19 protein-coding genes are annotated in these 19257 nt (G+C 38.2%); 17 read left to right on the plus strand and 2 right to left on the minus strand.

Going from position 1 to position 19257, the window contains the following annotated elements:
• Nucleotides 1–101: 101 nt before the first annotated feature.
• The gene (gene metA / locus QF028_RS06075; protein WP_410885987.1) at nt 102–1010 is read right to left on the minus strand and encodes a homoserine O-acetyltransferase MetA; all 909 of its coding nucleotides are present in this window, start codon (nt 1008–1010) and stop codon (nt 102–104) included.
• A gap of 226 nt (nt 1011–1236) precedes the next feature.
• Between metA and QF028_RS06080 the strand changes: the two genes are divergently transcribed.
• The 15 genes from QF028_RS06080 (at nt 1237) to QF028_RS06150 (ending at nt 16016) form a co-directional block, all read left to right on the plus strand.
• Complete coding sequence (locus QF028_RS06080; RefSeq protein ID WP_429464518.1) at nt 1237–2940, plus strand: formate--tetrahydrofolate ligase; 1704 nt, start codon at nt 1237–1239, stop codon at nt 2938–2940.
• Between the two features lie 96 nt (nt 2941–3036).
• Nucleotides 3037–3555, plus strand: coding sequence for a hypothetical protein (locus QF028_RS06085; RefSeq protein WP_429464519.1), 519 nt, complete (start codon nt 3037–3039; stop codon nt 3553–3555).
• Between the two features lie 134 nt (nt 3556–3689).
• Entirely contained in the window at nt 3690–4241 is a 552-nt protein-coding gene (locus QF028_RS06090) for a DegV family protein (protein ID WP_429464520.1), read from the plus strand.
• Complete coding sequence (locus QF028_RS06095) at nt 4159–4539, plus strand: DegV family protein (RefSeq protein WP_429464521.1); 381 nt, start codon at nt 4159–4161, stop codon at nt 4537–4539. The genes QF028_RS06090 and QF028_RS06095 overlap by 83 nt, the downstream gene beginning before the upstream one ends.
• A gap of 293 nt (nt 4540–4832) precedes the next feature.
• Nucleotides 4833–5480 carry an HD domain-containing protein gene (locus QF028_RS06100; RefSeq protein ID WP_429464522.1) on the plus strand — a complete coding sequence of 216 codons (648 nt, stop codon included), beginning with the start codon at nt 4833–4835 and terminating at the stop codon, nt 5478–5480.
• Nucleotides 5477–7366 carry an ABC-F family ATP-binding cassette domain-containing protein gene (locus tag QF028_RS06105; RefSeq protein ID WP_429464523.1) on the plus strand — a complete coding sequence of 630 codons (1890 nt, stop codon included), beginning with the start codon at nt 5477–5479 and terminating at the stop codon, nt 7364–7366. The genes QF028_RS06100 and QF028_RS06105 overlap by 4 nt, the downstream gene beginning before the upstream one ends.
• Before the next feature lie 105 nt (nt 7367–7471).
• Entirely contained in the window at nt 7472–8605 is a 1134-nt protein-coding gene (locus QF028_RS06110; RefSeq protein WP_410885977.1) for a conserved virulence factor C family protein, read from the plus strand.
• A 63-nt stretch (nt 8606–8668) separates the two neighbouring features.
• Nucleotides 8669–9103 carry a BrxA/BrxB family bacilliredoxin gene (locus tag QF028_RS06115; RefSeq protein ID WP_168244841.1) on the plus strand — a complete coding sequence of 145 codons (435 nt, stop codon included), beginning with the start codon at nt 8669–8671 and terminating at the stop codon, nt 9101–9103.
• A 161-nt stretch (nt 9104–9264) separates the two neighbouring features.
• The gene (locus QF028_RS06120) at nt 9265–9858 is read left to right on the plus strand and encodes a YpjP family protein (protein ID WP_429464524.1); all 594 of its coding nucleotides are present in this window, start codon (nt 9265–9267) and stop codon (nt 9856–9858) included.
• A 102-nt stretch (nt 9859–9960) separates the two neighbouring features.
• Nucleotides 9961–10542: a TerD family protein gene (locus QF028_RS06125; protein WP_088088708.1), complete on the plus strand. Its 582-nt coding sequence runs from the start codon at nt 9961–9963 to the stop codon at nt 10540–10542.
• Nucleotides 10543–10743: 201 nt separating this feature from the next.
• Nucleotides 10744–11523, plus strand: a complete 780-nt coding sequence (locus QF028_RS06130; protein WP_215003164.1) for a TerC family protein — start codon at nt 10744–10746, stop codon at nt 11521–11523.
• Between the two features lie 76 nt (nt 11524–11599).
• A complete protein-coding gene (locus tag QF028_RS06135; protein WP_429464525.1) occupies nt 11600–12787 on the plus strand; it encodes an HpcH/HpaI aldolase/citrate lyase family protein in 1188 nt (395 codons plus the stop codon).
• The gene (locus QF028_RS06140) at nt 12738–14117 is read left to right on the plus strand and encodes a phosphoribosyltransferase family protein (RefSeq protein WP_429464526.1); all 1380 of its coding nucleotides are present in this window, start codon (nt 12738–12740) and stop codon (nt 14115–14117) included. Before QF028_RS06135 ends, QF028_RS06140 begins: the two co-directional genes overlap by 50 nt.
• Nucleotides 14098–15219 (plus strand): cysteine protease StiP family protein, encoded by a 1122-nt coding sequence (locus QF028_RS06145; protein ID WP_429464527.1) that lies wholly within the window; start codon nt 14098–14100, stop codon nt 15217–15219. Before QF028_RS06140 ends, QF028_RS06145 begins: the two co-directional genes overlap by 20 nt.
• On the plus strand, nt 15216–16016 hold the full coding sequence (locus QF028_RS06150) for an HAD family hydrolase (protein WP_429464528.1): 801 nt from the start codon (nt 15216–15218) through the stop codon (nt 16014–16016). Before QF028_RS06145 ends, QF028_RS06150 begins: the two co-directional genes overlap by 4 nt.
• A gap of 1 nt (nt 16017) precedes the next feature.
• On the opposite strand, the gene QF028_RS06155 is transcribed toward QF028_RS06150, so the two are convergent.
• The gene (locus QF028_RS06155) at nt 16018–16257 is read right to left on the minus strand and encodes a hypothetical protein (protein WP_168244836.1); all 240 of its coding nucleotides are present in this window, start codon (nt 16255–16257) and stop codon (nt 16018–16020) included.
• Between the two features lie 215 nt (nt 16258–16472).
• On the opposite strand from QF028_RS06155, the gene QF028_RS06160 reads away from it, so the two are divergent.
• On the plus strand, nt 16473–18110 hold the full coding sequence (locus tag QF028_RS06160) for a YceG family protein (RefSeq protein WP_429464529.1): 1638 nt from the start codon (nt 16473–16475) through the stop codon (nt 18108–18110).
• Between the two features lie 3 nt (nt 18111–18113).
• The gene (locus QF028_RS06165) at nt 18114–19217 is read left to right on the plus strand and encodes a toxic anion resistance protein (RefSeq protein WP_410885959.1); all 1104 of its coding nucleotides are present in this window, start codon (nt 18114–18116) and stop codon (nt 19215–19217) included.
• Nucleotides 19218–19257 lie beyond the last annotated feature (40 nt).

Below are 19257 nucleotides of genomic sequence, written 5' to 3' on the forward strand. Positions count from 1 at the left end.
TAAAAGCAATACCTTGCTTTTTTCTATATTCTTTCTATTTTTTCAAATAATAAACGAACAATCATATAAAAAAAGCATCGGAATTTACCCGATACTTTGTGTTAACCCCAAAAAAAAGGGGTTTCCTGGTATACATAATAATTAAGCCAGTTTGAAAAGAATAAATGACCATGAGAACGCCAGCGATTAATTGGCGGCTGGGTTGGATCATTATTTGGAAAATAGTTCTCCGGTATATGGATTTCAAGGCCTTTGTTCAAGTCTCTTTCATACTCTTGGGCCAGTGAATCTGATTCATATTCCAAATGTCCGGTAATCATGACATGCTTTCTATCCCGAGAGGCAATTAATAAGGCACCTGCATCTTCAGAGGCGGCTAATAATTTTAATTCTGGATTCTTTTTAATTGCTTCAATCGATACATCAGTATAGCGAGAATGGGGAGCATAAAACTGGTCGTCAAACCCACGCAGCAAAGTGTCATTTGGTTCGAAAATCCGGTGAGGATAAATACCTGAGCATTTTCGCTGTAACTCAAATTTACCAATCCGATAATGATAGTTAAGAGCAGCCTGCGCACCCCAGCAAATATGTAACGTCGAAGTGACATTTTGATTGGCCCAGTCCATAATCTCAGTTAATTCCGACCAATATTTAACTTGATCAAATTCTAATAGCTCTACAGGGGCACCAGTAATAATCATCCCATCAAATTTTAGGTTTTTCACTTGGGAAAAGGTGGTGTAAAACTGTTCGAGATGCTGTTTACTCGTATGGGTGGATTCATAAGAGTTGGTTTTTAGAAAATTGACATTTACTTGTAAAGGCGAGTTTCCTAATAGTCTTAAAAGCTGTGTTTCTGCTTTTTCTTTTTCAGGCATTAAATTCAGAATGAGGATATTTAATGGTCTGATGTCCTGAGCAATAGCACGTTCATTATCCATAATGAAAATATTTTCGTGTTCGAGAATTTCCCTCGCTGGAAGGAGTTTTGGAATGTTAATTGGCAAGTGATCAGCCCCTTTCTTCAGGTTAATTAGGCGTATTTCTAAATACTACATCCATTTATATAACTACCTACGATAAGGAGTCAATGAATATTTGAAATATTTGATATTTATATTATAAACATTATTGTAAATTCAGAAAAGTATTAATTAATTTGTCATAATTAATAATCGGATTGAAAGCGCTTATTTGATACAATGAAACCGTAAGTCCAATTCTAAATGCTGAATGCGAGGGATAAAGGTGGTATTAAAGACAGAAGTGAAATCAGACATTGATATTGCACAAGAATCAAAGATGAAGCCAATTGTTGAAATCGCCGAAAAAATTGGTTTGGAAGAGGATGATCTAGAACTTTTTGGTAAATTCAAAGCTAAAATCTCAAATGAAGCTCTTGCTAAACTCAAAACGAAGAATAGCGGAAAAATTATCCTTGTCACTTCCATTAATCCAACACCAGCAGGAGAAGGTAAATCGACTGTGACAGTTGGACTGGCAGATGCTTTTAATCGGATAGGTAAAAAGACAATGATCGCAATTAGAGAGCCTTCACTAGGCCCAACTATGGGTATTAAGGGTGGGGCGACTGGCGGTGGATACTCGCAAGTCCTGCCAATGGAAGACATCAACTTACATTTTACTGGAGATTTACATGCGATTACGACTGCAAATAATGCCCTCGCCGCATTAATCGATAATCATCTTCAACAAGGAAATGAACTTAGCATAGATCAACGGAGAATAGTCTGGAAACGGTCCCTTGATTTAAATGACCGTGCACTAAGAAAAGTTATTATCGGTCTTGGTGGACCCCTTCAAGGTGTTCCAAGGGAAGATGGCTTTGACATTACGGTCGCATCGGAAATTATGGCGGTTTTATGTTTAGCAACAGATCTAAAGGATTTAAAACTACGATTATCACGGATGGTTGTTGCCTATAATTATCATAAGGAGCCGGTAACGGTCGGTGACTTAGGTGTGGAAGGCGCATTAACGTTATTGTTAAAAGATGCGGTCAAACCAAATCTTGTTCAGACAATTGAACATACGCCTGCTCTTATTCACGGCGGTCCGTTTGCAAATATTGCCCATGGGTGTAATAGCGTCATAGCAACTAAAGCTGCGGCTCAGTTAGCGGATTATGTTATCACTGAAGCTGGCTTTGGAGCAGATTTAGGTGCAGAAAAGTTTTTACATATTAAATCAAGAAGTGCAAGGATTCAACCAGAAGCAGTTGTTATTGTTGCGACTATTCGTGCCTTAAAAATGCATGGGGGAGTAGCAAAAAGTGAGTTAGCTAAAGAGAATATTCCATCACTAACACTTGGTTTTGCAAATCTAAAAAAACACATTGAGACAATCAATAGCTTTGGATTACCAGTAGTTGTTGCTGTTAACAAATTCATCACTGATACAGAACTTGAAGTAAAAACATTACTTGGATGGTGTGAAAGAGAGAATGTTCCTGTTGCCTTAACCGAAGTGTGGGAAAAAGGCGGAGCAGGAGGCATCGAGCTAGCTGAAACACTTTTGGCTGTCATTGACAAGAATGAAACCAATTTTAAGCCTTTATACGATCTATCTGATCCGATTGAACAAAAAGTTAGAACAATTGTCCAAAAGGTTTACGGTGGAAAAGATGTAGAATTTTCTTCAAAGGCTAAAAAACAATTGATTGATTTTGAAAAATTCGGCTGGTCTAATTTAGCTGTTTGTATGGCGAAATCTCAATATTCCTTGTCTGATGATCCTGTAAAGTTAGGTAGACCAACGGATTTCAGCGTGACGGTCAGGGAGTTTAAACCTTCGATTGGGGCTGGATTTATCGTTGCGTTAACTGGAGATGTTATGACCATGCCAGGGCTGCCGAAAAAACCTGCTGCCTTAAATATGGATGTGGATGAAAACGGGAATGCCGTTGGGCTTTTCTAAATCAAAAAGAGTAGCAAAATTTGAACCTAGATAACTGTCTAGCGCAAGCGGCCGAGCGGGCGCTTGCGCTTTTCTTAAGAGGAGAGTAGATGGGATATGTTTGATCCGACAGCCTTTGATAACATGAAAGTGGTGATTGAAGGTGCACTTTATGATTTAGATATTATCGGTGAGATTGTTATTACGGACCGAAACGATCTAATCAACATAGCTAAGATGTCTCGGAAATTTGATGTATCTTTCCGTTTACCTAAAAGCAGTATAATAGCGAATATTGAAATGACATCAAACCTGGTTAATCTAGCAGCAGAGCTTTTATCGGCCTTACAATCAGAACAGAAGGCAGGGTGTCATTTAAGGCTTCAATTTTTAATTGAACATAAAGACATGGAAATAGACTTTCATGCGGTTGAAAACATCCTACTAAACGTATGGGGGTCCACGAGAAAGATAACTCAAATTGTTCAGTATCGACCACTTGAAATTGTACGAAAGCAGACTCATGTGATTAATGTTGATTTTGATCGATTGATTCGGGAAGACCAAGTGGATGATTTGGTTGAAATGACTGAGTTTATCATGACAACTCTTAAGCAACTGAACAGGGAATTTTAGTAATATGAAGCGAAACCAGCTTTTTATCCAAAGCTGGTTTTAATTAGGTCTTTAAAATATTTACAATATTCGAATTTTTATGTACGATTAATTTACATATCTGTTCATTTTTTTATAAAAAAGGGGAGATGACGTTGGTCAAAACGGCTTGGGTCACAGATAGTACAGCCTATTTAGACGAAGAATTAAAAAATCATCCAGATTTATATACCATTCCACTAACGATTTTACTTGATGGTGAGGAATTTTCTGATGGGATTGACTTAACCCCTGCTCAGCTATTCGAGAGATTAAAGCAACTTAAAAATCCACCTAAAACATCACAACCTTCCATTGGAGCTTTTCAAACATTATACGAACAACTGTCTAAGGATTACGACCAAGTTGTCGCCGTTCTTTTATCAGGAAAATTAAGTGGCACGGTATCCTCGAGTGAGCAAGCTGCAATGCTTGTTGAGATTCCGGTAACCACCTTTGATTCCAATATCCTAACCTATCCAATGACGGCTTTACTTAAAGAAGGAATAAGGCTGCTTGAAGCAGGCGCTAGTCTTGAATCAGTAATCAGTCAACTCGAAAGAATTAAGAAAACCAACGAGACCTATGTTTCTTGTTGGCAGTTTAGAACAGCTCCACCGAAGCGGCAGAATGTCAGGCTTGAAATTCTTTCTCGGCAGCATGCTTAACGTTAAACCAATTATTTCGATCGAAGATGGTGCGCTGAGTGTGAAAGAAAAAGCAAGAAGTGAGAAAAAGGCAAAGGAAAAAATATTGGATTACTTAAGGTCATCCTACGAGCAGCATCATTTTAAAGAGGTATATATTTTATATGGATTGCACGAGGGTCACGCAGCTAATTGGAAGGATGAATTAAGAAAGGAATTTCCTCAACTAGAAATCAACTGTTGTCCATTAGGCGCGGTAATCGGCGTGCATGCAGGTGAAAATACCCTTGGCATCAGCTGGCATAATGAGTTGAAATAACTTACTCCCAAACTGAGCATACTAAAATTGCATTAAATCTTAGATGAGAGGGAGATGCGCCATTAGTAAGCAAGGGAGACAAAATCCGAACCAAACAAGAGAACAAATTGAAAAGCAAGACAAACGAAATGATATTGAACTTGGAAGCGAGTTTCAAATTGGTAATAGCAAGTCGCAAAGTCAGAAAAAAAGCGGACGCCAAGCTAACAAAAAATAATCCCGAACATTCGGGGTTATTTTTTGTTTGTTTTTCATGTTAAAATAGCAAGGATAAAGGTAGGTGCTTTCAAGCAATGAAGAATCCGAAAATTGTGCTAACAGAAGAATTTGTCCGTAATGAATTTGCTGAAGATGCGACAGGCCATGATTGGTTCCATGTCGACCGCGTTCGACGGAATGCGTTACATATTTGCAGGGAAGAAAAGACTGGAGAGGCGTTCATTATTGAAATGGCTGCATTACTCCATGACATCCCTGATGAAAAGTTGAATGAAAGTATCGAAAAAGGTGAAGAAAAACTGGAAACCTTTTTGCAAACAATTCCGCTAACAGATAATGAAAAAAAACATATAAAACAAATTATCGCAACGATTTCCTATAAAGGCGGCATAAACAGTGAGCTCTCAACGATTGAAGCCAAAATCGTCCAGGATGCAGACCGATTAGATGCGATTGGAGCCATCGGGATTGCGAGGGCGTTTGCCTATGGCGGTAAAAAAGGACAACCAATTTATAACCCCGGCATTAAGGTTCGAAACGAAATGAGCTTAGAAGAGTATCGAAAAGGTAAATCAACAAGTATTCACCACTTTTATGAAAAGTTGCTTAAATTAAAAGATTTACTAAATACAGAGTCTGCCCGACAAATGGCAGAAAGCCGTCAACAAATGATGGAAACCTTTTTAGAACAATTTTACCAAGAATGGGATGGACAAGAATGAAAATGCTCACAGGAGAAAATGTTTCGAAAACGTATGGGGAAAAACAGCTCTTTAACAATATCTCGTTCACGATTAAAGAAAAAGAGCGTGTGGGATTAATCGGGATCAACGGGACCGGTAAATCATCACTATTAAAAATTATTGCAGGACTGGATACTCCTGACGAAGGAAAAATCATCACAAGTAAAGACTATTCCATTACATTTTTAGACCAACAGCCGGAGTTAGACGGTGACAAAACGGTCCTTGAACAAGTCTTCCATGGCGATGCTCCCATCCTAAAACTAATGCGTGCTTATGAAAAAACTTTATTAGAACTGAATCTTTCTCCAAATGACACGAAAGTCCAAGAAGACCTTTTTGAATTACAAAAGCAAATGGATGCTTTAAATGCTTGGGATGCTAGTACCAATGCAAAGTCGATTTTAATGAAATTAGGGATTGAGGAATTTACAAAAAGAATCAGTGAACTTTCGGGCGGACAGAAAAAGCGCGTCGCATTAGCTCAAGTATTAATCGCCGAGCCGGATTTACTTATTTTAGACGAACCTACGAACCATCTTGATTTTGATTCGGTAAAATGGTTAGAGGATTATTTAAGTAGATACAATGGCTCGATCTTGCTTGTCACACATGATCGCTACTTTTTAGATCGGGTTGCGAATCGGATGTTTGAGCTCGATAGTGGTCAATTATACAGTTATAAAGGGAACTATGCCGCCTTTTTAGAAGCAAAAGCGATTCGTGAAGAAAATGAGGCAGCTACCTTTGAAAAAAGTAAGAATCTGTTCCGCAGGGAGCTCGAATGGATTAGGCGTGGTGCAAAAGCCAGGTCTACAAAACAAAAGGCGAGGATTCAACGTTTTGATGAGCTCGATGAAAAGGTTTCGAGTGGGAAGTCATCTTCTGAAAAGATGGATATCTCGTTAAATGGCAGTCGGCTTGGCAAGCAGGTATTTGAACTGAAGGATGCTTCCAAGCGATACGGAGCAAAAACGATTTTATATCATTTTGATTTACTTGTGAAGCCGGGGGATCGGATTGGCATTATCGGGAAAAACGGAACCGGGAAATCAACCTTATTAAATATCCTCGCAAAACATATCCCCCTTGATGAGGGTGAGTTTATCATGGGGCAAACGGTAAAAACCGCTTATTATACACAGGAAAGTGAAGATATGGATGAAAATAAGCGGATGATTGAATACATTAAAGAGACGGCCGAGATTGTCGAAACATCGGATGGGAAAACGATCTCTGCTGCTCAAATGCTTGAACGCTTTCTATTTCCTCCATTTTCGCACGGTACCCCAATTCGAAAGCTATCGGGCGGGGAAAAACGACGTTTATATTTGTTAAAAATATTGATGACTGCACCAAATGTGTTATTGTTGGACGAACCAACCAATGATCTCGATACCCAGACACTGACGGTACTTGAAGATTATTTGGAAGATTTCCCGGGAGTGGTAATCACTGTTTCTCATGACCGCTATTTCTTAGATAAGGTGGCTGAACAGCTTCTCGTCCTACAAGGGGAAGGTACAATAGATTCATTCTTTGGGAATTATACAGAGTATCTTGAGAAGGAATCAGCGCTTGAAGCACAAAAAACAGTCACAGTTTCGGCCAAGCCAACTAAACCGGTTGAGAAAGAAAAAAAGAAAAAAATGACTTATCTAGAGAAAAAAGAATGGGAATCAATTGACGAGGATATTGCGAAAACAGAGACCCGCATTGAAGAAATAGGTGTTGAAATGGCGAAAACAGGCAGTGATTTTACGAAAGCACAGGATTTGATGAAGCAGGAAACCGAATTAAACGAAAAGCTTGAGTATTTAATCGAACGCTGGTCATATCTGGCAGAGCTGGCTGAAAAGGAATAAGAGTGCGTCCATGGGCGTACTCTTTTTCTTCAAGCATATCCGGTGATTGAAACTTATCCAATATGATAAACTGGATAAAGAAATCATAAGAATTAGGTGATCTTTTTGAAAATTAAGGCGATTGAACCAACGCCAAGTCCGAATACAATGAAAATTAATTTAGATGAAGAACTTCCTATGGGGAAAAGCCATAATTATAAAAAAGAAACAGCAACAGATGCGCCAGCCGTTATCCAATCCATCCTTCAAATCGAAGGCATCAAAGGCGTGTACCATGTCGCAGACTTTCTTGCTGTCGAGCGGAATGCAAGATATGATTGGAAGGAATTATTACCTCAAGTTCGCCAGGCATTTGGAGAAAAAGCGAATGAAACTGCAAACACAGCAAAAATAGATGAACATTTTGGTGAAATTAAGGTTGAAATCCAAATGTTTAAGGATATTCCACTCCAAGTAAAGCTTACCGATGGCGCTACTGAAAGACGGTTTGGATTGGCGGAACACTTTTTAAAGGCAAGAGAAAGGGCACAGCTTCCTGAAGATAACTATATCTTATTGCGAAAGTGGCAAAATCAGGGCGTTCGCTATGGAGATTTTGACCAAATTGGCAAGGAGGTAGTCGATGAACTCATTGCCGCGTATCCACTGGAACGATTAGAAGAATTAGTTACAAATGCTCAATCAGCAGAATCTACTTCAGAACCAAAAATTAATCTTTCTCGCAAAAAGGTAACATTGGAGGATTTGCAGAATCCCGATTGGCAGATTCGCTATCAACTCCTCGAGCAAATGGATGATCCGGAACTAGAGGATTTACCCGTACTTGAAAAAGCATTATCTGATGAAAAGGCTTCGATTCGAAGGCTTGCAACAGTGTACCTAGGCATGATCAAAGAGAAAGAGGTACTTCCGCTTTTATATCAGGCATTGAAAGATAAAACTGTGACCGTTCGAAGAACCGCGGGAGATTGTCTATCAGATTTAGGGTTTCCAGAAGCAGCCGACGAGATGATGGAAGCATTGCAGGATAAGAGCAAGTTAGTTCGCTGGCGGGCAGCTATGTTTTTATATGAAGCAGGCGATGAAAAGGCCCTTCCAGCGTTAAAAGCTGCCGAAAATGATTCGGAATTTGAAGTCAGTTTGCAAATAAAAATGGCGATTGAAAGAATCGAAGGCGGTAAAGAAGCTAAAGGTTCTGTTTGGAAGCAAATGACTGAATCAAGGAAAGCGACCGAATAAAATTGCAAATAGCTAATAGATTAGGTATTCTAAAGTGGATGAACCGAAACGGAGTGATTTAAAATGTCAAATGCTTATGATGAATATATGAAACAAATGGTTTTACCGATGCGCGAAGAATTAACAAGAGCTGGCTTCGAAGAGCTACCTACTGCACAAGATGTAGAACAATTTTTGGAAAATGTCAGCGGAACAACGCTGGTTGTCGTAAATTCTGTGTGCGGATGTGCTGCTGGATTGGCTCGTCCTGCTGCAACGCAAGCGGTGCTAAATAGCGAAAAAAAGCCAAACCACCTAGTAACAGTTTTTGCTGGACAGGATAAAGAAGCCACAGCGAAAATGCGTGAGTATTTCGAAGGTATTGAACCCTCATCACCATCTATGGCATTATTAAAAGATAAAAAAGTCGTTCATTTCATTCCTAGACATGATATTGAAGGAATGCCGATGGAAACAGTTATGCATAATTTACTTGGGGCATTTGAAGCCCACTGCTAATTAGGATGTCAACCGACATCCTTTTTCTATGATTAAATTGTGATTTTTAAACTGTTTTTTTCCATTTATAAGAAAAAAGAAGTATAATATTTTGTATAATAACTAATTTTAGAAAAAAATAGATTATACATAATCTTGCTAAGAATAAGGTGAAATGAAAAATGAACAATTGGCTTCGTAAAACGTTATTTGTATTAGTATCTGTTTTAACTTTTGGACTTGTTACCCCCACACAATTAATCAATACGGTAAATGGAGAGAATCTTGCCGATCGTGATGCCTTTGAAGCGCCATCGACCGAAAGTCACTATGGACAAACAAACACGTTTATTGAAGAATCAGATTTTGACAAAGAAAAGTTTATTGAAGAATTAATAAAACAAGCAGAATTCCAGTCATATCAAAAATTTGGTCCAAGGATTAAACCAGTCATCGAAAATGAATTTCGGGAAATTATTTTACCAAATATCGAAACTGCACTTGAAGAAATTGCTGTCCAATTTCCTAAAGAAGATTTGAAAAATCTCACCATAACCGAACATCCTGGTGCCGGCCTTTCTGAAAAAATCTTTAATATTAACAATCGCGCTATCGGTAAAGATATACTTCGTTTTCATGTAAGACGAGATAATCCACCGCAAGCAGGTTACTGGTTTAATTTTCATTACCACACCTACCATGATAATTTCCAGAGCCATCATGAGTTAGGGTCTATTTTTTGGGCTAAAAATACACCACCTAAATGGATGAGTTAATGTGAATTTGCTTATTGGCAGGAAAAAAATTTATTATAATAAATGAAACCTTTTTATGACAAACTCGTAAATAGACTATTACCTAAATTGGAGGAATGAAAAATGGCAGTAAGTTTATCAAAAGGTCAAAAAGTTGATTTAACAAAAACCAATCCTGGTTTAACAAATGTTGTGGTTGGATTAGGATGGGACACAAACAAATATGATGGTGGAAATGACTTTGATTTAGATTCATCAGTTTTCCTATTGGGGGAAAATGGAAAAGTCACGAATGAAAGTGACTTTATTTTCTATAATAATCCACAAGGAGCAAATGGAGCTGTGGTACATACTGGAGATAATCGCACAGGTGCTGGTGATGGTGATGATGAAGGCATTAAAGTAAGCCTTACAACTATTCCAGCCAATATTCAGCGGATTGCGTTTACAATTACAATTCATGATGCAGAAAGCAGAAATCAAAACTTTGGACAGGTTTCAAATGCCTATGCCCGCATTTACAATGAGGCAAACGGTGAAGAATTGATTCGCTATGATTTAGGTGAGGACTTCTCGATTGAAACAGCAATTGTTGTTGGTGAATTGTATCGCCACAATGGTGAATGGAAATTTAGTGCCATTGGCAGTGGGTATCAAGGCGGATTAGCTGCACTTGCAACTGACTTTGGACTATCTATAGGTTAATATTTCAAAATGAAGAGACCCAATCAATAATGGGTCTTTTTACAAAAGCTTTGTTAACAATATGTCTAGCTGCTGCGCCTAGGGGCTCTATGGTCTACAGTCAATCCGTCATGAAGGTTAAAGTACAACCTTCATGACGGAGTCTTATGCTTGGCCTGAACAAGGCGCTTCCGCTTTTCTATTCTAGGAGGAATTACTTTAATGTCAGTTTTGAATCATATCTTGGACACCTATGCGCAATTTTTTGATTTGAATATGTGGGGTAAAATATTAGCCGATCCAGTCAGCTGGGGACTTATTGGGACACTTATTATTTTAGAAGGATTACTTTCTGCTGATAATGCGCTTGTTTTAGCCGTTATGGTTAAACATTTGGAACCTAAAAAGCGTAAGAGAGCCTTGTTCTATGGTTTATTAGGAGCATATATATTCCGATTTATTGCGATTGGAATCGGAGTATACTTAATCAAGTTTTGGGTCATTAAAGCCCTTGGTGCCGCGTATCTTGCTTGGTTAGCGATTAAGTATTTCATCGATAAGCGTAAAGGTGATACTGGTCACGATGATGAGGAAGCAGCAGGAATTAACCAAGGCGGCTTGCTAATACGCTTATTTGGTACCTTTTGGGGAACGGTAGCTGCCGTTGAATTAATGGATATTGCATTCTCAGTAGACAGCGTTCTTGCGGCATTTGGGGTCAGCAATCAGGTATGGATTTTATTTGTAGGTGGGATCCTTGGTGTGTTAATGATGCGTGGCGTTGCCGGAGTTTTTCTTACACTAATCGACAGGATTCCTGAACTTGAAACCACCGCTTATATCTTAATCCTAATCATTTCTATTAAGATGGCACTAACCTTACCGTTATTCAACATCCATATTGAATCATTACATTTCTTTATTATTCTAGCCGTAACATTTGGAGCTACCTTTATTGTTCACTTCATGAATAAGAAAAAGGAAACTAGCAAAGAAAACTAAAAATTGTTGACTAAAAAGGGGAGCTGACGAGAGTCCGTCTCCTCTATTTTTTACCTTTAAAGAGGAGAAAGTGGTTATGGAATTTTTTACATACTTTTACGAAAATGAAATTAAAGGATTCTTCTTTCAAAAACCGCAGGCTTTTACTAAATATTCTCACCGTGAACTACTGTCCTATGGTTTAGGCGCCACGCTTTATATGCCTGCCACACGCCCTAATATTCATCAAGAAATCCTCTCTAAGAAGCATGAAGGTTTAACCTCCCTTGTCATCGACTTAGAAGATGCTGTTGGTGATAACGAGGTAACTGATGCTGAAGCAATGCTTATCAGTCAATTATTAAAGTTATTTTTTGAATTAAATAAAGGCTTTTTGAGCTATACAGATCTACCGCTTATGTTTATCCGAATCCGAAACCTAGAGCAGTTAAATCGGGTTACCGAACAATTAGGGGATGCAATAAGTCTGCTTACTGGGGTCGTGCTTCCAAAATTCAGTGCTGAAATTGGAGAAGAATTATTAATGGAAGTACACCGATTACATACAAAGGAGCACCCATTTTATGCTATGCCGATCTTGGAGACAGCAAAGGTCATTCAAAAAGAAACGAGAATGGAAGAATTAATGAGTATAAAGAATCTTCTTGATCGCTACAAGGACATTATTCTTAATGTTCGGATTGGGGCTACTGATTTTTGTGGATTATATGGAATTCGCCGTAGTGCGGATACTACCGTTTATGATATCGCTGTCTTAAGAGATTGCATTTCAGATATTATCAATGTCTTTCAACGCTTTGATAGTTCCTACGTTGTATCGGGTCCAGTTTGGGAGTATTTTTCTGCGAAAAAGAGAATGTTAAAGCCACAGCTTAGGCAAACACCGTTCCGAGAACGGTACGGGGATGAAGGGTTGAAATGGAGAGCAAAATTAATCAATGAACATATGGATGGTTTAATCCAGGAAATCTTAATGGATATTGCAAACGGAATAACAGGAAAAACGATTATTCATCCTTCACATATCAAAGTAGTGCAAGCCCTAAATGTTGTTTCCTACGAGGAATTCATTGATGCTAGCAATATCATAAATGCGGCAAATGGGGATATTGGCGTTCTGAAAAGTAATTTTGCTAATAAAATGAATGAAATAAAACCTCATTATTATTGGGCAAAGAAAACCATCTTAAAATCACAGCTGTACGGGGTGTTACATGAAGAATTCACAACCATTGACCTTATCAAAAAAGAAGTATATGTATAATATCCTAGACTCTATTGAAACAGAGATAGAAGTTTCTGAAAATCCGTATGATTTGACACTAGAAGAATTATTTACAATGGCAGCAAGAATAAATAAGAAACGGTCGTTTTTGTTTGTAAGTAAAGTGCTTGGTAAACACTTACCAATTGATCCCAATAAAGGACTCCAAACTGGAGCACTTCTTGGTGCGAGATTCCTTGAAACGGTAAAGGAGATAAAATGTTTAGAAACTGAGAGTCTATTAACCTCCTTTAAAAATGGAGAATTATATCAGAGTAAGGCCTTTATCCCTGACAATATTCGTCCTGTAGTGATAGGATTTGCTGAAACCGCCACATCACTTGGGCATGCTTTTTTTGATTGCTTTAACTCGGCTGAATACTTTCATACCACTCGAGAAGAACTCGAACAGGTGAAACCAAAAATTACCTTTGAAGAAGAGCATTCCCATGCGACATCACATCGTTGTTTTATTCCGTTAGAAATGATACAAAATGAACGAGAGATCATCCTCGTTGATGATGAACTAACAACGGGTAAAACCGCTTTAAATATTATCCAATCGATCCATGCTAAATTCCCAAGACATGTTTATACCGTTGTTTCCATTTTGGATTGGCGTTCAGAAGAAAATCGAAATGGTTTTATCCGTCTTGAACAGGACCTGGGGATAAAAATCAATGTGGTAAGCCTTTTGGCTGGTACAGTACAGGTTAAACATCATAATGAAATGAATAATAATTGGTCAATAAAAGAGGAATCGAACAAGCGTGTGGAGTCCTCTTTCGAACAAATAGACCTATCACCTTTTTTTACCATGACCCTCTATTCAGCCAATAACCCGATGAATAAGGCGGCATTTATTAAAGAGACAGGTCGATTCGGCCTAAGCAGTACGGAAAATAGGAGTCTTCAACAGAAAACCTCTGCAGCTGCGGCCGTTTTAAACAAAAAAAGGATTGGAAAAAGGACGCTTTGCCTAGGCACTGGAGAGTTTATGTATCTTCCGATGAAACTAGCTGCCGAAATGGGTAAAGGTGTTTATTATCAATCAACAACTCGAAGCCCGATTTTTATCGAAGACAAAGTAGGATACGGAGCGAGGTATGGTGCGTCTTTTCCTAATCCTGAAGACCAAGATATTACTCACTTTTTTTACAATATTCCACCAGGATTTTACGATGAAATATTTATCTTTTTTGAAAGAACAGTAAAGTTAGAGAATCTTCAACCATTACTGAGAGAACTAAATAAATTACAAATAAAGATGATAAGACTTGTCTTTTTTTCTGAATATCGAGGTGAACAAGTTGAAAACCACAATCAATAAACCGGCAAAGATCGGAAGCTATAATGCGGAGGATGTTCAATTTCTATTAAAGGATTTAAGTGATATAAAGCTAGAGGATTCGACTGAAAATCGGGAATTGATGGTTCAATCAGGTGTTCACTACAGCGAATCACTGCCAATTGAGTACCAGCCGCCAAAGGCGTATGTGGATTTATTTTGGGAAACCTTACAGGAATACAAACAAAAAGTTGCCCTATGTATTGGTGTTGTGGCTGAACAAATCTATCAATCTAAGGGTGATAGGGCCATACTTGTTTCTCTGGCTCGTGCAGGAACGCCTGTGGGGATATTAATAAAAAGGTATATACACATGCATTACCTTGTATTATTGCCGCATTACAGTGTTTCAATTATCCGCGACAGAGGGATTGACGAAAATGCACTTCAATATATACTTAGCCAACATCCGGAGGCTGATATTCAATTTGTTGATGGGTGGACAGGTAAAGGGGCAATTTCGCTTGAATTGACTAAAGCCTGTCATGATTATCAACAAAAATATGGGATAAACCTTGACGACACATTAGCAGTCATCGCAGATCCAGGTTATTGTACCACTTTGTTCGGAACCCGTGAGGATTTTTTAATTCCTAGTGCATGTCTAAACTCAACTGTATCTGGGTTGGTGAGTAGGACGGTTTTAAATGATCAATATATCGGGAAGGATGAATTCCATGGAGCTAAGTATTACGAGGAATTGATTCCTGTTGATGTTTCCAATGAATATATTGATTTGATTAGCAATGAATTTGTAAACATTGCAAGCGAAGCGGCGGAGATGGCTACACATAAGGAAAATGAGAAAATAGAAACTGGATTCTTGGGGATGGAGGACGTCAAGCGAATTCAATCTGAGTTTGAAATGGAAAGTACCCATTATATCAAACCAGGAGTCGGAGAAACAACAAGAGTTCTGCTTCGCAGGGTTCCATGGAAGATACTAATGCGCGATCCGTCAAGTCCATTTGTCAAACATATTCTCATGCTTGCCGAAGAAAAGGGTGTAGAGGTTGTACCATATCCAAATTTAAAGTATTTATGCTGCGGCTTAATTAAGTCGGTTAAGGGGATTAAAAAATGATCTTTGCATCTGACCTTGATCGTACATTGGTTTATTCGAAACGGGCTATTGAAGAACTAGGAGAACTAGATAAAACAGTCTTAAAACCCGTTGAAAAAAAAGATAATAATTGGGTTGCCTATATGACAGAACGATCCTTTTTTGCTTTAAAAGAGCTATCACTAACTAGTCTTTTTGTTCCGGTTACAACGAGGACAACAGAGCAATTTAACCGTTTCTACATTTTTAAGGAGGAGATACAGCTAAAATATGCAATTACTTCAAATGGGGCCAATATTCTTAATAAAGGTGAAATAATGAAAGATTGGTCGACCTATATTTTTCAGCGTATGAACGCGGAATCGGTTCACCAAAATGAGTTGCTTGCGATTTTAAAAAGAGAAGGCTTTCATTTTGATGGACAAATAAAGCAGGCGGAGAATTTATTTTTCTATTTCATTTTAAACAGTCTTCCACCTGCTTCAGATCGAAAAGCGATTAATGATTTGGCTGTATCATATGGTTGGAGGATCTCCATACAGGGGAGAAAGCTCTACTTTATCCCTCTTGCGATCAGCAAAGGGGATGCACTTGAATTTATCTCTAAGCGAGAAGGTATGGAAGTCATTGCGGGTGCGGGGGACTCCGTACTAGATTGGGACTTTCTGGAAAACTGCCAATATCGATTTGTCCCAGCCCATGGTGAGCTTGCTAGGGTGTCAGGCACTAGTAATTTTACACTTACAAAAAATTATGGTGTTTGTGCAGGAGAGGAGATTACCCAACAATTTTTACAGCTGCAACAACTTATAGTTTAATCTATTTCACTTTTCGGTTAAAAACAAATAAGTATACGCAAGAAAATAAACTATAGCACCCAATAAAGAATAGAATCGACATGGCTAGTGAATGCAATGTTGAAGAAAGCAGCATCGTAAAGATTAAGCTAAACACAAATAAATCTAGGTAAATAAAAACATCGGAAACCATCACTTCCATCACGGTATTTAATTCTTCCTGAATGTGTTCTATCCTAGGCCGCTTATATAAAAATCTCATTCGAGTCACCTACTTTAACGTCAGTACTCAAATAGTATGTAAGGACAAGGAAAAAGGTGAAAAATGAGGAAATGGTGAAAAAGACGAAACATTTTTTTATGACATTCGTATAAACAAATGAACCAATTAAATAACTATGATATGATGTTATGGAAACCTTACATAATTTTCTAGCGCTAGAAAAATAGCTTTCTTTTTTGAGGAAGGGATTATGAATGCATCCATCATTAAATCAGCTAATCGCCCATCCAGTATCCCTTTCATATGAAAATTGGCACGCCTTGCTGAAAAAACCGCTACCTGAACGGCCAAATTATTCATTAGAAAATGGAAAAATTCACATTGGGCAAGTACTTGGAAAGTTCCTTGGGATACCAATCGATACGGATACCTATTATAACCAGCTTTTTGATTATGTTAATAATGAGGAATGGAGACTTCATTTGCTAAGTGAGGAATCACTAGATAAAACAATTAACAACACTCACTTTCAATCCATTCAAAAAGTCATAAATATTAATCGTGAACAAAAGCTGTCCATCAACCGATTTACGGCTTTTCTAGATGGGGAACAGTTATTGTTGAAATCAAAGGTACCGGTAATCCATAGGAAGATAAGAGAAGCGATGATCGCAACACTGGAGTTGTACGCAAAACTTGAAGGGGACGGGCTAAAGAACCACGAGCTTAGGCGGGTGCTTGTTGACATTGTTAAATGGTCCATCAATCATTTACAGCCCGTTTTGGAGATGGCTGATCCACAAATCGAAATGCCTAGATTTTTGTGGTACGGCGACTTTAAGAAAAGCCACCAATATTTTTTATATTATTTAAGCAGGCTTGCCTGTGATATTGTTATTTTCCATCCAGAAGGTAAGGATATTTTAGAAGGTATGATGGAGGACCCAATCTTCTCGCATCAATTTCAAAATAAGCTGCCTGCGGAACCGTTCCCGAAGGAAAAGCGCAGTCGTAAGGCAACGGTTGCATATAGAGCCTCAAAAGAAATTGAAACGATTTTAAACCAAGAGGGTTCAGGTCTTTATAAACCATGGCAATTAAGAGATTATACTCCGTCCTCGATTACATTAAAAACGACCTATGATGAACTATTTATTCTTGGGAAAGAAATGGCGATGGTCAGACCAGATTTTGAGGTGGGGAACGGACAAGTCAAAATACCTTCTATCTTTGCTAAAGTACAGGGTGTTAGTAAAAATCGCAAAGAGTACTGGGACCGTCTGCAATCACTCAGTGAATTAGAGCATAGTTTACTGATTCGCCGATTGCCAATCACGATGACAAGCACAAGTGATTTTCGCTTTCATTATCGAAATGCCCTTGATAAGGATGGCTTAATTAATCCGGCTACTATGATGCAAGCACATTACTGGCCATATTCCTTTTTATCTTCAGGATTACAAAAAGGAATCGCTAATGCCGTTAGGAGAATCTGTGAAAAACCAGGTTTAAAGCCCTTCCCTAAGGAAAGTATAGAAGACGTAAAAATGTATTTATTTACACAGGCCTTGTTTATGCCAAAACCCATCATTCAGTTAATCGAAAGATTTGACTACTCGCAACATATACCTAAATTAATCATTTACAATAATGAATTAGCAGGTATACTCTCAAGGTCAGATGCAGCACTTATCTTGCTATTAAATCAATTTGGTATTGATATCATCCTGTATAATCCTCCTGGTCATAATGATATTGAAAATTTCTTGGACGAACGTTTATTTGATAAGCATTGGCTTGAAGACGTTGTTTTTGATTTAGAATTTAAAGAACCGTCTATTTTTAAAAAAGGGCTTTTTCAAGGAATCTTAAAAAATTTAAGGGGAGATTAATAAGTGACTCTTACGCCGAATCCATCAAGCGGTTTAAAGCCAGCAGGTACGGATGACATCCTAACAGAAACAAAAGTCTCTGACATTAAACTTGCACTTCGGAAAGAACCAGAAATTCAAAATTTAGCCCGCACGATTGATGAGCGTGACCAAATCCAAGTTTTAGAGTTTGGGAAGGAACCAGCCGTCCAAATTTCCCGTTTTTCGGATCAGATATTAAACAATATGAAGACTTCAAAAGTGGAGGATTCTGGTGAACTGCTTAAACAACTGGGCCGGATTATGGATAAGTTTGATGCTAAGGACTTTCAAAAAACTTCAGGTGGATTTTTTGGTAAGCTCTTTAAAAAGGGTGAAAAAGTGGTTGAAAAGCTGTTCGGCAAATACCAAACCATGGGCTCCGAGATTGACAAGGTATACATAGAAATATCGAAATATCAGCATGAAATGGTTGATGCAACAAATATGCTCGAGCAAATGTATGAGCAAAACTATCAATACTATTTAACGCTTGAAAAGTATATTGTTGCGGGTGAGATAAAAGTTGAGGAACTAAAAAATAATCAACTTCCCCAGCTTGAATCCCGAGCTGGAGCAGGTGATCAACTTGCCTCCATGCAATTGGACTCGCTGAAAAATGTCATTGAGTTATTAGAACAACGCATCTATGATCTAGAAATGGCCAAAATGGTCTCACTGCAGACTGCTCCGCAGATTCGTCTTTTGCAAAGAGGAAATACGAAACTGATTGGAAAAATCAATTCGGCATTTGTGACGACCATCCCGATTTTTAAAAATGGTCTGATTCAAGCGATGGCGGCGAAAAGACAAAAGCTGGTTGCTGATTCAATGAGTGAACTTGACCGCAGGACAAATGAAATGCTTCTGAAAAATGCGCAAAACATTTCCCAGCAAAGCACGGATATTGCTAGGCTTGCCGGAGGTCCAAGTATAAAAATCGAGACGATTGAAGAATCTTGGAATATTATCATCAAAGGCATGCAGGAAACAAGGGCTATCGAAGATGAAAATAAACGGATGCGGATTGAAGGCACCAAACGTTTAGAACAACTGCAAAATAACTTTAAACAGTTGAAACAATCTTAGTTAATAAATAGTTTTTGATTTACTAAATTTCTTATTGGGG

The sequence above is a fragment of the Neobacillus sp. B4I6 genome, assembly GCF_050434045.1.
GTDB lineage: Bacteria > Bacillota > Bacilli > Bacillales > Cytobacillaceae > Neobacillus.

Coding starts and splice junctions, on each gene's coding strand:
- QF028_RS06115 (WP_168244841.1), top strand. CDS start 8,669: ATGTCAAATGCTTATGATGAATATATGAAACAAATGGTTTTACCGATG.
- QF028_RS06135 (WP_429464525.1), top strand. CDS start 11,600: ATGGAATTTTTTACATACTTTTACGAAAATGAAATTAAAGGATTCTTC.
- QF028_RS06155 (WP_168244836.1), bottom strand. CDS start 16,257: ATGAGATTTTTATATAAGCGGCCTAGGATAGAACACATTCAGGAAGAA.
- QF028_RS06085 (WP_429464519.1), top strand. CDS start 3,037: ATGTTTGATCCGACAGCCTTTGATAACATGAAAGTGGTGATTGAAGGT.
- QF028_RS06080 (WP_429464518.1), top strand. CDS start 1,237: ATGCGAGGGATAAAGGTGGTATTAAAGACAGAAGTGAAATCAGACATT.
- QF028_RS06105 (WP_429464523.1), top strand. CDS start 5,477: ATGAAAATGCTCACAGGAGAAAATGTTTCGAAAACGTATGGGGAAAAA.
- QF028_RS06100 (WP_429464522.1), top strand. CDS start 4,833: ATGAAGAATCCGAAAATTGTGCTAACAGAAGAATTTGTCCGTAATGAA.
- QF028_RS06150 (WP_429464528.1), top strand. CDS start 15,216: ATGATCTTTGCATCTGACCTTGATCGTACATTGGTTTATTCGAAACGG.
- QF028_RS06095 (WP_429464521.1), top strand. CDS start 4,159: ATGTTTCTTGTTGGCAGTTTAGAACAGCTCCACCGAAGCGGCAGAATG.
- QF028_RS06140 (WP_429464526.1), top strand. CDS start 12,738: ATGAAGAATTCACAACCATTGACCTTATCAAAAAAGAAGTATATGTAT.
- QF028_RS06120 (WP_429464524.1), top strand. CDS start 9,265: ATGAACAATTGGCTTCGTAAAACGTTATTTGTATTAGTATCTGTTTTA.
- QF028_RS06160 (WP_429464529.1), top strand. CDS start 16,473: ATGCATCCATCATTAAATCAGCTAATCGCCCATCCAGTATCCCTTTCA.
- QF028_RS06130 (WP_215003164.1), top strand. CDS start 10,744: ATGTCAGTTTTGAATCATATCTTGGACACCTATGCGCAATTTTTTGAT.
- QF028_RS06125 (WP_088088708.1), top strand. CDS start 9,961: ATGGCAGTAAGTTTATCAAAAGGTCAAAAAGTTGATTTAACAAAAACC.